Origin of the sequence: Paraglaciecola aquimarina, from assembly GCF_032464635.1 — a bacterium.
In the GTDB taxonomy this organism is placed as follows: Bacteria; Pseudomonadota; Gammaproteobacteria; order Enterobacterales; family Alteromonadaceae; genus Paraglaciecola; species Paraglaciecola aquimarina.
Genome location: NZ_JAWDIO010000002.1, coordinates 3,921,544 through 3,934,305, shown reverse-complemented (window position 1 = coordinate 3,934,305; position 12,762 = coordinate 3,921,544). Strand labels below are relative to the sequence as shown.

At 38.5% G+C, this 12,762-nt stretch carries 12 protein-coding genes; 9 read left to right on the top strand and 3 right to left on the bottom strand.

Going from position 1 to position 12,762, the window contains the following annotated elements:
• The 9 genes from RS130_RS19440 to RS130_RS19400 all read left to right on the top strand — a co-directional run bounded on the left by RS130_RS19440 (window position 1) and on the right by RS130_RS19400 (window position 10,256).
• Window positions 1-729 carry a DUF4365 domain-containing protein gene (locus tag RS130_RS19440; protein ID WP_316027288.1) on the top strand — a complete coding sequence of 243 codons (729 nt, stop codon included), beginning with the start codon at window positions 1-3 and terminating at the stop codon, window positions 727-729.
• 17 nt (window positions 730-746) lie between these two features.
• The gene (locus RS130_RS19435; RefSeq protein WP_316027287.1) at window positions 747-2,324 is read left to right on the top strand and encodes a hypothetical protein; all 1,578 of its coding nucleotides are present in this window, start codon (window positions 747-749) and stop codon (window positions 2,322-2,324) included.
• Window positions 2,325-2,486: 162 nt separating this feature from the next.
• Entirely contained in the window at window positions 2,487-3,863 is a 1,377-nt protein-coding gene (locus RS130_RS19430; RefSeq protein ID WP_316027286.1) for a hypothetical protein, read from the top strand.
• A 2-nt stretch (window positions 3,864-3,865) separates the two neighbouring features.
• Window positions 3,866-4,444: a hypothetical protein gene (locus tag RS130_RS19425; RefSeq protein ID WP_316027285.1), complete on the top strand. Its 579-nt coding sequence runs from the start codon at window positions 3,866-3,868 to the stop codon at window positions 4,442-4,444.
• 80 nt (window positions 4,445-4,524) lie between these two features.
• On the top strand, window positions 4,525-5,313 hold the full coding sequence (locus RS130_RS19420) for a hypothetical protein (RefSeq protein ID WP_316027284.1): 789 nt from the start codon (window positions 4,525-4,527) through the stop codon (window positions 5,311-5,313).
• The gene (gene pglZ / locus RS130_RS19415; RefSeq protein ID WP_316028103.1) at window positions 5,307-6,581 is read left to right on the top strand and encodes a BREX-1 system phosphatase PglZ type A; all 1,275 of its coding nucleotides are present in this window, start codon (window positions 5,307-5,309) and stop codon (window positions 6,579-6,581) included. Before RS130_RS19420 ends, pglZ begins: the two co-directional genes overlap by 7 nt.
• A gap of 12 nt (window positions 6,582-6,593) precedes the next feature.
• Window positions 6,594-8,684 carry a protease Lon-related BREX system protein BrxL gene (brxL, locus tag RS130_RS19410; RefSeq protein WP_316027283.1) on the top strand — a complete coding sequence of 697 codons (2,091 nt, stop codon included), beginning with the start codon at window positions 6,594-6,596 and terminating at the stop codon, window positions 8,682-8,684.
• A 20-nt stretch (window positions 8,685-8,704) separates the two neighbouring features.
• Complete coding sequence (locus RS130_RS19405) at window positions 8,705-9,769, top strand: hypothetical protein (protein WP_316027282.1); 1,065 nt, start codon at window positions 8,705-8,707, stop codon at window positions 9,767-9,769.
• A 175-nt stretch (window positions 9,770-9,944) separates the two neighbouring features.
• Window positions 9,945-10,256, top strand: a complete 312-nt coding sequence (locus tag RS130_RS19400; RefSeq protein WP_316027281.1) for a hypothetical protein — start codon at window positions 9,945-9,947, stop codon at window positions 10,254-10,256.
• 133 nt (window positions 10,257-10,389) lie between these two features.
• Here RS130_RS19400 and RS130_RS19395 read toward each other — a convergent pair whose 3' ends face one another.
• From RS130_RS19395 to RS130_RS19385, 3 genes are all read right to left on the bottom strand, one after another.
• Window positions 10,390-11,598 (bottom strand): ATP-dependent DNA helicase, encoded by a 1,209-nt coding sequence (locus tag RS130_RS19395; protein WP_316027280.1) that lies wholly within the window; start codon window positions 11,596-11,598, stop codon window positions 10,390-10,392.
• Window positions 11,599-11,669: 71 nt separating this feature from the next.
• Window positions 11,670-12,074, bottom strand: coding sequence for a helix-hairpin-helix domain-containing protein (locus RS130_RS19390; RefSeq protein ID WP_316027279.1), 405 nt, complete (start codon window positions 12,072-12,074; stop codon window positions 11,670-11,672).
• 23 nt (window positions 12,075-12,097) lie between these two features.
• Complete coding sequence (locus RS130_RS19385; RefSeq protein ID WP_316027278.1) at window positions 12,098-12,427, bottom strand: hypothetical protein; 330 nt, start codon at window positions 12,425-12,427, stop codon at window positions 12,098-12,100.
• Window positions 12,428-12,762: the final 335 nt, after the last annotated feature.

Here is a 12,762-nt window from a genome sequence, read left to right as displayed (position 1 = left end):
ATGGCAAATTTACCAAAGGAAGAACTCAGTCAAGAAATAGGCAAACTTGCGGCTAGATCTTTAGCAACTAAATTGCCAAGGACGTGGTCGGAAACGCCTCTATCTGGCGATACTGATTTTGGGCTGGATTACATGATTCAGCTAAAAACTCAAAAAAATGAAGTTTCGTTTAGTTTTTATCTTCAACTCAAAGGTACAACTTCTCCCAAGTATAATGACGATAGGAGCTTCATATCTCATAGTTTTAAAACCTCGACATTAGAGTTTTATATGCGCCAAGAGCAACTAGTTATGGTTGCTTTAGTCGATTTGAGAGATAACGAAGAAAGCCTTTGGAAGTGCCCAGTATATTACACTTGGTTAGACGATGAATGGTTCGATGAACACAGCAGTAAGCTTACCAAGCAAGATTCAATTTCAGTGAAGATACCGACAGTACAATTGCTTGAAACTTCGTTAAATGTTTTCGATTTTCTTTCAAACAGAATAACTGAAAAGTTTGCAGTAGCAAAACTCAAAAAAGGACTTAAGACGAATACTAAACCCGTTGCGCAAAGTCTAGAAATGATTGCTGAAGCCATCGTTGAAAAACCGATTTTATTTAAGAGTATTGAAGAAAAGCAAGACGTTCCATGGTTGCACAATCCAGAGGGGACATATGCAAATGAGTTAAAAGGTGTTCTGAAAGTTTATCTGCAAATAAACTTAAACTGGCGAATCGTATCTTAGATAATATCGAACAAGAAATGTCTTCATTTACTGCCAATGAACTTGCAGAATTCCACTACCAAAAGGCCAATATTTATACTCTTGCTGGAAGTTATGACCTCGCTGAGATGCAATACAAACTGGCCTATGAGGCAGATCAGAAAGACCGTTATCGATTGGGATACATTGAGTCAAAATTCAAATTAAACGACATGCCATCCGCTGATGAGTTGAAACTATTTATAGAGCAGTTGAATAATGATAGTTATCACAAGTGTATAATCAAAGCGAAATGTCTGGTTTTACTAAATAAAAATGAAGAAGCATTAACTTTACTACGTGACAACTATCCCGAAAATATTGTAGGTCAGATGGTTGTGTGCACCATGTCCGGAATGGTCGATGAGCTGCACAACATCATTGATGCTAATCGAGAACGTGAATTTCAAGATGCAAAAGATTCGTATCACTTCAATGCTATAAGCGCCAGAAGATGCTTTTATCAAGCTACTCATGGGGTTATATCAAATGAGGAAATCTTACCCATTCAAGGAAAGGTCGAGTATGACTTGAGGCTGATGCAAGATGCCCATTCATTTTCACAAAAAGCTTGGCTGGCGGCAAAAGAACTAGGTTATCCAGGTGACATTACTATATTACTCGACATCAGTATTTTAGTTTATGGTTATTTCGATGCTCTGCCTGAATTAATTGAACATTTCGATGCAATTTTAGTTGAGCGGCCAAACCACCCAGATTTAATAGGTCAATATAGCCGAGTGTTATTCAACAGAAGTGAATACCATCGTGTTATTGAGCTAATCGACAACCTCGAAGCACCTGATGCTGGCGATTACGGCATTAAAATTTTGTCGTATTACAATTTAGGCAAAAATAGCAAAGTGTTAGAGTTGATTGACCAACATGAAGAAATATTACTAGATAGCTCAACAAAAGATATACAAATGATTTTCTGTGTTGCGGCAGAAATCGCTAAAGAATTGTTAAATCCAGTGCTGTCAGAACGTTATGAGACTATTGCAAAGTCGTTTCATGACGGGGAAGCATTAGTAGCAATAAGAAAATTTGTAAGTTCGGGCAACGCTAATCCGGCACGCAAAAAAGAACTCACCCAAGAACTTTATAATACGTTTATAAAACTCGATAAGCCTAACGTAATAGCAGAACAATTGTTTAGGTATTTAGACGCTTATGAAGTTGAAAGTGCAAAACAATTAATCGAATTAGGCGAGCAATTACTTACAACTAGAGAACTTACAAAATCTGACTACATTCATTTGGCACAAGCTTTTATGACGACAAGTAAGTGGTCAGAGGCCAATGATTTAGCTGATAAGAACATTTCTAAGAATATTGAAGTGACTAAGTGGTCGCTGATTAAAGCTGCTGCGCTTCAGAATCTAGGTAAAGTTGGTGCCGCTTATAATGCAATTAAAACGACGATTATCAATGATGATGTCGGAAAAGAGCAGCAACTGTTTTACATAAACTTGTCTTTGTCGCTTGGGCTTTTGAAAATGTTATTGAAGTTGTTAAAGAACTCTATGCAAATACTTCCAATCAAAACGAAAAGATTCGTTTTCTTCAAATTCTAATATCAGTGTATTCAAGCAGTATTGATCATCCAAATGAATTAAATCTGGCAATTGTCCGATATGGAGAACTAGTAGATCAAGATGACTGCGAACAAGAAGGTCAATACTTGCTCTATTGTTTATCAACGCCTTCAGATGACGAACAAAGCAAGGACAAAATAGATGCGTTCCAGAGCACGATTAAAGAGTTATACCCAAAAGTTTCCGAATTCACACATTTTAAAAAGTGGAAACCTCAACATTGATGAAGGCGCTGAAGCACTTGTCAAATCCATGCATGAGCTTGCAGGAATTACTGATGAGCGGGTAGAGCAATGGGAGAGAAATAAGCGAGCTATTCGAAGTGGATCGTTACCAGTTCCTTATAGCATGCTAGGGCACTTTTTAAGTGATACTAGAGATATCTTCACAACCTGGGTTTTCTCTATGCACTACCCAGATGAATGTCTCGAATATAGAATTAAGCACGCAGCTCAATTGTCAAAAGCAGAGTTTAGTAGTGCACTTCAATGGGCAAATGTTGTTCTGATTGAAGAGACTACTTTGCTTGTGTTAAGCGAATTGGAGTTACTTGATAGCTTTCTTGAGAACGTTAGTCACTTTTCTTTAATTAATTCTGTATTCGACCATATTAACAATTCAAGTCATCAATTTGGCGGAACACTATATAATAATATCCCAAAGAAGATAATGTCAGTTCTTCAAAAACACCTAGTTAAGCTTGTGTTGATCGATGAAATTGGTGATGACGCAATTCGAAGATACTCAAAAGCCCTTAAGCGTAAAAATGTTTTGTTTCTATCTGAAGATTTATATCTTGGACGGTATCTTAGGTCTGAAAATGCTGACATTGTTTGTGGTAATATTTTCAATTTAATCGAATCACTTTCTTCACTCGGTGTTTTGGATGAAGCAAAGACCCATGAGCAAATATCCAATTTTTGTGCCCTTGGAATCTTTGAACCAAACATGAGAATGGACTTCTTAACCAACTCATTTAAATATTATTTAGATCTCAAAGATGGCATCGAATACGATGAAACTGGCTTCAAACTAATTTTTGACAGATTATTTGAAATTAATAGAGATAGTAAATATTGTTTTGATTTGTTGTTTCGAATGCTCCATCAAGCTGGAACTAGCATGAACCTTCATGCGATAACTCTCCTAAGTTTATTTAAAGGCTTTTTGATTCGCCATCCCGTAAAAGATCTTAACTCTCTTATCGCTCTTTGGTTCGTCTCAGAGATCATACAAAATGTATCGGAATCATCTTTAACTGTCAGAAATGAGAAAAACCACCAACTATGGGTTCAGTACTCAGAACTAATGGTTAGGGGTGTTGCTCATGATATCGATTTCAAATCATTAGTTCAAAATGTTGTTAAAGAGTTGTTTTCATTCAACGACCAAGTGCGAGATGTGGGATTTAAGTCCGTTAGTTCTTGTTTTATACCAATGACTCAAGAGGCTGAGGTTTTTGAAAAAATTTACCATGAGTTTGCCTTCAACAATACTATATTGGATATGAAACGATAGTTATGAATTTAGAACAAATTAAACAAGGTGTTCTCGCAAAATTCGATGATTGCAGATTGGTTTTTTGGCAAGACCAGGATCTAGAATTTCAGGAGCAATTGCCTGAGATTAAAAGTGAGTTGGATGCAACTGAGATTGAGCTTGTTGAACTTGATCATGTGTCGCACTTTGAAATTAAACAACGCATCGAATTGTTAGAACCAAAAACTCAATTTCTGTTGTACAGCAATAAGCCTTTGAATGAACCAACACGTGATTGGCTTTACGATGTTCGTTTGTATGCTGAGCAATTTTATGCTGATTCTAGTTCCATGATCCTTAATGAACTTGGGATGCGAATGGAGTTCCGACAGGATATTAGTCGTTATAAGAAATTTTTTGGAAGCCAGCAAAGATATAACAAAATTAAGAAAATACTACCGGAGAATGCCGATAGGAATTCGTTAGAACTTGCGATGATAGCGGTATTAACAAAGGTTGAAACGATTAGTTTTACTGCGGTTTTAAATCAACTCATTGGCAGCTACAGTAATGGACAGTCTAATACTGGAAAATTTAGTTCAGGAACTGGAAAAATATGATCTAGAAACTGTATTTTGGCAATTAGCCATAGAGGAGTTTGGTTATATTGCACCTGTACTTATGGCTCGAAGGTGACGCTTTGCCATCGCTTCAAGATCTTATCGTTAAACTTCTAGTTACAGACTGTTATCAAGGGCTACAAACATCAGGTGTTGCAGTAGCTAAATCTGATTTCTCTAGTAGTTTGGCTTCTCACTTGTTGCCTATGACAATTGACTCAAAACTTCGTGAAAAATTGCCTGACTCCATCACCGACTTGCTTGGTAACGCGGCAGCTAAACGAGCGACTGTAGTTAATTTTGTATCTGCGTGGCGAGAAAGCCGAATATTGTCTTCCTCCTACAATGCCATTGCTCACGACGTTGCTGAAAATATCGAGATTAAGCAAAAACTATCTGAGTTTAAACAACCTCAAGCCTTGCTGAATATTGAAACTTTTGTAGAGTCCGAGCAGCAATTGATAAAGTTATTGGCTACTGAACTAACAAGCTTTAGTGCGGTTGAAATTAACGAATGGGTGTCGGCAAGACTCCGAGGGCATTGGTGCAATGAAGACACCAATTACGCATGCATATACAAAGCATTAAAAGCCGCAAAAGAATTTTACGACCTAAAAGATAAGTATATTGATGGCTTTGATTTTGCAAGCGCTAAAAGCCTGTATGAAGCTTATGAAAAAGAACTTTTCAAGTTTGATCATGCTTATCGTGTGTTCAGTGAAAACTCTATCGTAATTAGCAAAAACGGTTCGGATATTTTAAAAGCAACAGGCTTAGTTGAAGATATTGAGCGACTTTATGTCGATTGGTATCTGCATGATTTAGCAAATGCCTGTAGGGTAAGCTTGTTGATGAAGAAACTCTGCTAGAAAACTGGAAAATAGCAGGTGTAATTAATCAACAGCATTTCTACAATGAAGAAGTAAAAGGTGTATTGACTAAAACTCAAGTTAAGCGCGTTTTCGTGATCATATCTGACGCACTACGGTATGAAGTTGCTCATGATATTCATCAGCAGATCAACGATGAACAGCGCTTCAAATCTAAAATACACTCTCAATTAGGCGTAGTGCCAAGCTACACTCAACTAGGCATGGCAAGCTTGCTACCCCATAAGACACTGACGGCTAAACTCGGCAACAAACCAGAATACAAAGCAGACGGTTTATCAGTGCATGGCCACGATAATCGCCATAAGATTTTGCAAAAACATGGCGGAATTGCATTCAAATCTGATGAGGTACTGAACTGGACAAATCAGGAAGGTCGAGACAAGGTGCGTGATGCACAGGTTGTGTATATCTATCACGATGAGATTGATGCCATCGGTGACAAGCAAGCAACAGAAAACCAAACTTTTGAAGCAGCACGAAATGCTGTAGATGAGATCAAGCAGCTTGTTGGCCGTATTATCAACCGTCTAAATGGCAGTCGCGTTATCGTAACCGCTGATCACGGCTTTTTGTTTAAAATGACGGATGTGACTGATTCGGACAAAACAGCTCTTAAGTCAAAACCTGCTGGCACTATTGAAGCTAAGAAACGCTATTTAATCGGTGCTAACTTGCCAACAGATTCCTACTATTGGACAGGCAAACTAGCTAACACGGCTGGTGTTGATGCAAATAACGGTGACGACGCAGAATTCATGATCCCACGTGGTAGCAATCGCTTTAACTTTGTTGGCGGTGCTAAATTCATCCATGGTGGCATTATGCCTCAAGAGATTTGTGTACCCGTTTTGCATGTGCGTGAATTAGATACCAAAGCTCAAACCAAACATGCTAAGCAAAGGGTTGGTGTTGTGCCACTCAACAACCCAGTGAAAATTGTTGCCAACATTGACCGCATTCAATTTTTACAAACTGATCCAGTCGGCGAGAAATTCAAACCTCGTGAACTTGAACTTTGGATCGAAGATCCTGATGGCAAAACAATCAGTTCAAAAGACAAAGTTTTGTTCGATTCTGCGTCAGATAAAATGGATGAACGTAAACGCAACATACAAATAAAGTTAGAGGGCAGCGGCTTTGATCGCACCCTTAGCTACAAATTGATTATGGAAGACACTGAAAGCAAAACAAAAACGACACACTCAGTGATAATTGATTTGGCATTTGAAGATGATTTTTTCTAGGGGAAGGTTGAGATGAGTAGTGAATACGGACGCAATGACGAAGAAATGCTAGAAGTTGACGAGCGTGGAGAGCTGCGAAGTGCCGATCTTGATGACTTAATGATAAACGAGTTCAAAGGCCGCATTGTTCGAAAAGACCTAACAAAACAATTAAAGGAAGGCGCTAACGTCCCTGTTTATGTTTTGGAATATTTATTAGGTATGTACTGCTCTGCTGCTGAAGATGACTTAATTAACGAAGGCATGAAAAATGTTAAGAAGATCTTAACGGAAAATTATGTGCGCCCTGATGAAGCCGAAAAAGCCAAATCAATGATTCGAGAAAAAGGCACTCACAAAGTTATTGATAAAGTTACCGTTAAGCTCAACCAGAAAAAAGACATCTATGAAGCTAGTTTATCCAATATAGGTATCAAAGATGCCGTAGTACCGAACAGTATTGTTAAACAAAACGAAAAGCTTTTGACCGGCGGTATTTGGTGCATTATCACGATTAGCTACTTCTACGAAGAAGGCCAGAAAATATCTCCCTTTAGTGTTTTTAGCTTAAAACCGATTCAAATGCCTTCAATGAACATGGACGAAATCTATGACGCGCGTCGTAAATTCACATTGGATCAGTGGATAGATTTATTGCTTCGGTCAATAGGCATGGAGCCGGCTAACTTAGAACATCGTGCCAAATGGCATTTGATCGCCCGCATGATCCCCTTTGTCGAAAACAACTATAATGTTTGCGAACTTGGACCCAGAGGAACAGGCAAGTCACACGTTTATAAAGAATGTTCACCTAATTCATTACTGGTTTCTGGCGGCCAAACAACAGTGGCAAACCTATTCTATAACATGGCTTCACGTCAGATTGGATTGGTCGGTATGTGGGATGTGGTTGCCTTTGATGAAGTCGCAGGCATTCGGTTTAAAGACAAAGATGGCATTCAGATCATGAAGGACTATATGGCATCTGGCTCGTTCTCTCGTGGTCGTGACTCCATTGAAGCAAAAGCCTCAATGGTATTTGTCGGCAATATCGATCACAGTATTGAAACCTTAGTTAAAACCAGCCATTTACTCGCCCCGTTCCCAGACGAAATGATCGACGCTGCATTTTTTGATCGTTTTCATGCATATATCCCAGGTTGGGAAATCCCAAAAATGCGCCCTGAGTTCTTCACAGACAGGTTTGGTTTAATAACTGACTACCTAGCTGAATATATGCGCGAAATGCGCAAGACGACCTTCTCAGACGCGATAGATAAGTTTTTCAAGCTAGGCAACAATCTAAACCAGCGCGATGTGATAGGTGTTAGACGAACAACTTCAGGTTTGTTGAAATTATTAGTTCCACATGGTGAGTATAGTAAGGATGAAGTTCGCACCTGCTTAACTTACGCACTTGAAGCTCGTCGACGTGTAAAAGAGCAACTTAAAAAGATTGGAGGCATGGAATTTTTTGATGTTAATTTCAGTTATATTGATAACGAAACATTAGAAGAATTTTTTGTAAACGTGCCGGAGCAAGGTGGTGCAAATCTGATTCCTGTTGGTATTCCAAACCCAGGTGTTGTTCACTTTGTCAGTGAAGGCGCTACTGGAAAATTAGGTGTGTATCGTATTGAAACGCAAATGACGCCAGGGAATGGTAAGCATTCTACATCTGGCATGGGGTCTGACACCGCAGCTAAAGAACAAGTACGTGTTGGTTTTGAATATTTTAAAGGCAACTTAAATCGGATTGCAGCAAACTCGCGCTTTTCAGAACATGAATTTCACCTGCACTATGTTGATTTACAAACATCAGGTAATAGCCGTTCCGCAAGTTTGGCTTCGCTGGTTTCCAGTTGTTCAGTTCTTCTCGATAAGCCAATTCAAGAAGCAATGGTGGTGTTAGGTAGTATCACTTTGGGCGGGGTAGTGAACCCTGTTCAAGATCTCGCATCAAGCATGCAAATTGCTTTAGAAGCAGGAGCGATCAAAATATTACTGCCGATGGCTTCAGCTTCTGATATTCCTTCAGTACCGGCGGAAACGTTCACAAAATTTCAAGTGAGTTTTTATAAAGATCCAGTCGATGCTGTTTATAAGGCACTGGGTGTACAGTAAATCCAAGGATGTGAATAACAATGGCAATATTTAAAATAGAACACGACCAGTTAATAGCTGTTGAGAGAACATCGTTTAACAAACATGGGGTTATGGAGCGACAACATTTACAAGCAATGCTCCGTGACCAGATAGAGATCATAAGTCCAGATACACTGGTTGTTGCTGAGGAATTTGGAGAGTGGGATGACAGCAAGCGTCGAATAGACCTGCTAGGTATCAATAAAGACGGTAACCTTGTTGTAATTGAGCTGAAAAGAACTGAGGATGGAGGGCATATGGAACTTCAAGCCCTCCGTTATGCATCGATGATTTCAACGTTGACGTTTTCTAAATTGGTGCAAATTTATCAAAAGTATATCGATAAACGCGAACTGGGATTCAGTGGGCGAGCAACATTACTTGAATTTTTGGGATGGGACGAACCAGACGAGGATAATTTCGCTCAAGAAGTAAAAATTGTTCTCGCATCAGCGGAGTTTTCAAAAGAACTAACAACGTCGGTCATTTGGTTAAACGATTTTGGCTTGGATATAAGGTGCATACGCATGCATCCGTATATGGACGAGAACAAAATATTGATTGATATTCAAACCGTCATTCCCGTCCCAGAAACAGCTGATTACCAAATAAAAATCAGAGAAAAGAAACAACAAGAACGAGCTGCTCGAAGCCAATCTAGAGACCTCACAAAATTTGACCTCACCGTTAATGGCAATACTATTCCATCATTAAATAAACGAAAGCTTGTTCACCAAACGGTTACTGCAGTCATTGAGGCGGGATACAATCCTATTCAAGTTCAACAATTAGTCAATAAAGTGCCTGAGCGGACTGCAATTCTGTTCGAAGTATTTGACAGTGAATTAAATACAACTGATCTACAAGCCATCATTATGGCCGACGACTCTGACGGAAGACATCCAAGAACAGCCCGATTTTTTTGTAAAGAGGGTGAATACTTTTATTTCGAAGGCAAAACCTACGTCCTATCGAACCAGTGGGGACATGGAACACTCGAAACAGTTAACGCATTGATAAAAGAATTTTCAAACGCAGACATCTCATTTGTGGAATCGAGTTGATGAGTATTGTGTTTGATTTATTTCTGACTTATCAAACTGTAAATTGGCACAAACATTTCTATAGCCAGACTAGTCGCTTGTAGGGTGATATTTCTTTTTAAGATAAAATAATCTAAAGTTTAGCCACTACGCATAGCTGCACAAATAAAGGTTAATACACTATCAGGAAGATATAATGAGCGTAAAAATAGAAGACGTTTTTAAATATGCGCAAATAAATAATAGAGTATGTCCAAAGCCGTTTTATTGGAATCAGCTTCACGATTTAATTCCAAATAATAAGTTTAGTGAATTCGGTAAGTTTGCACCTGAGCCACCCTTAATTCTTTCTAGTTGGTGGGAAGCTACTCCCTCAGAAAAATCCCAACGTTTTACAGAGCACCTAGAGTGGGCAGAAAAACAGAATTCATTGCCAATCGTGTATGAATACCTAGCAAAATTATCAGAAAAACAATGGTTCCATGGGAATGATTGGTTACTTTGGTGACTTCAATTAAATCGACATTCGCGATCGTATTGAACCGAAGAGGTGGATCGATTTCGACCGAAACATGCAGATTACCGGACTCTTACCTAGTATCAATATTAATTAAATGTGCTCGACTATTCGCTGTCACTTATTAGTTGCTCAACTCAGGAACAAGGCGCTGAGTTACACGCGGCATCTCAGCCTTACTTAATGTTGCCTCAATGCTGACGAATTCAGCTAAAGCTACTCTCTTTCTAGCTAGTGTAATGGCGGTATATAGCCAATTTGCATTGCAAGCAGGCGAATCCTCATTCACTACAACTATTTTATCGAATCCTTTGCTTAAGTATTTAAGGTCGTTTACTGCATATCTGAGTTTGGGTGCAACACTGACAAATTCTTCATAGGACAAAATAGCATTAGCACCGCTATCCAACTTCATATGTATGCCTTGTGAATCTTTAGTGGTGAATGTTCCAAACTGACCATCAAAAATCTTAAGCTGATAATTGTTCTTGGTGAAGACGAACAGGTCGTTTGAGTAAATCGGTTTCCCGAAGAAAGTAACTAAAGTTAAGTCAGCTCTAACTTTTCGCTTTTGAATTTGAGCGTTCAGTTTGTCAACAGTCTCATTGAGGCTGCAAATCACCATTGCATTCTTCTCGTGTGCATATTCAGCAATGGCATCCAAATCTGCTTTAATAAATTTTATAGTATTGCTTGGTTTAGGCCTATTACCATTAAGTACAAAGTTCGCAGCTTGAGCTATACCCTTAAACTCGTCAACGTATACTTTAGTTAGTTTTGATGTGGGGAAATATGAAATGGCCTGTTTAAAAAAATTGCCATAGCCAGTCCCAGCTAATTTGTTCTTATCACCAACAAAAAGTACTTTTAAATCGTTTAAGTTCATTTTTGACAGTAGATATAAATCTTGAACGCCTAACATGCTACTTTCCTGAATGATCAACATGGTTACAGTTCTTAGTTTTATTTTTTCAGAGGCAATCTCAGATTGCAACATCGCTATTGTGCACTTTGCTAAATTGCCGATAGCACCTTTAACGCATTCTATTGTTTCGTTATTTAGTGCTGCCACGATTGTGCTGGCACCGGTTAAACTTTGATAAACCCAATTGATTGCATTTATCACTTCCGTTGTTCCTGTTCCAACTCCTCCCACCAAACAACTCACGTTATTGTTTATTGCAAAGTGGACTGCCGATGCCTGTTCACTAGTCAAAAAAACGTTATTTATAGTTTTATACAAATCCAGTTGTTCAAATACCTCATACTCATAGAATCTAATTTTAGGATTCAATTCTAAGGAGCATAAATATTGTCGGATTTTACTTTCCATTTCGTAACAGGCTGCATTTGTAACATAACCATCGTCATAGACTAGGATATTGTTATTTGTGCATAACTCGATTATATCTTCTCCATCAGCAGTGTATGTTGCTGCAATTTCACAGAATGATTTTTCCTTAGTAAACTGCTGTTAAATTGCTTCATATGCTGAACCACTATTTCATTACCCAGTGCGCATAGCCGACGAGGATCGTTACTTCTTATCCCATGCTTTTTGGCAACTAAATCTGTTTTACTAAATCCTTGAATTGGGGTTAACCGATAAAAATTTTCTGTAATTTTTTCAATAGTTTTATCGGCATATAACGCATAAACAGATCGTGAATTTTTGATGCTTACATTCATTCCAACTAAAAATTCAATAGCTGCATTCTTTGAATTATACTTCTTCCAAAATACTCGTAAATTCTCGGCAACTTCGGAACCTATGAGGTCATCAAGTTCATGGGTAAGATAACCTTCCAATGCACGTAAAAAGCGGCCGATATTTAAATTGTATGTATCGCTGAGCTTTCTAATTCTGGAATCACCGAGACCTGAATCGCAATTGCGGGTTGTTTAAGTAAAAAATCGAAGATCAATTTGCCATTTAGAGGGGCTAACATCCAATTAGCAGCAACAAGGGCATATCCGAAGTCAAGTTTCTCTAGTTTTCCGGTAACAATTATTGCCTCTCCAACTCTTGGTGCTTCAGAATCGTCACGTAAATGCACTACACGTTTTTTACTACGAGAACTGCCATTGACTCTAATTTTTTTATAACCAAGGTTCACCGAGGTAACGACTAAGGTACTCGTTGTCAATTTGCCATTAACCATTCTATTTAAAAGTGTCCTCAAACAGGACAATCTTGTAGCCTTCGACAATATATTTATTTGACTCTAGTTGCTGAATAAGCCTTTGCTCTTGCATATTAATTCTTTTGCGAAGGTAATCTTTCTCTGCTCTCAAGTACGATACAGTGTCATTAAGTTTAGATATTTTTTTGTCTTGTTTTTTTATTATATCTTGGAGAACTTTCATGTCGGGACTATCTGAATTGCGTGCTCTTTTATCTGTATCGACTCTATTCTCAAGTCCAATATATTCAATAGCCCACTGCAACAGTGCGTAGGTGTCTTTAGCTCCTCGATTTTTTATTAGTGCCTGACGG

Excerpts from the sequence above, each read along its gene's own strand:
- RS130_RS19400 (WP_316027281.1), top strand. The coding sequence starts at position 9,945 with ATGAGCGTAAAAATAGAAGACGTTTTTAAATATGCGCAAATAAATAAT.
- RS130_RS19405 (WP_316027282.1), top strand. The coding sequence starts at position 8,705 with ATGGCAATATTTAAAATAGAACACGACCAGTTAATAGCTGTTGAGAGA.
- RS130_RS19425 (WP_316027285.1), top strand. The coding sequence starts at position 3,866 with ATGAATTTAGAACAAATTAAACAAGGTGTTCTCGCAAAATTCGATGAT.
- RS130_RS19435 (WP_316027287.1), top strand. The coding sequence starts at position 747 with ATGTCTTCATTTACTGCCAATGAACTTGCAGAATTCCACTACCAAAAG.
- RS130_RS19430 (WP_316027286.1), top strand. The coding sequence starts at position 2,487 with ATGCGTTCCAGAGCACGATTAAAGAGTTATACCCAAAAGTTTCCGAAT.
- RS130_RS19385 (WP_316027278.1), bottom strand. The coding sequence starts at position 12,427 with ATGGTTAATGGCAAATTGACAACGAGTACCTTAGTCGTTACCTCGGTG.
- brxL (WP_316027283.1), top strand. The coding sequence starts at position 6,594 with ATGAGTAGTGAATACGGACGCAATGACGAAGAAATGCTAGAAGTTGAC.
- RS130_RS19395 (WP_316027280.1), bottom strand. The coding sequence starts at position 11,598 with ATGGAAAGTAAAATCCGACAATATTTATGCTCCTTAGAATTGAATCCT.
- RS130_RS19440 (WP_316027288.1), top strand. The coding sequence starts at position 1 with ATGGCAAATTTACCAAAGGAAGAACTCAGTCAAGAAATAGGCAAACTT.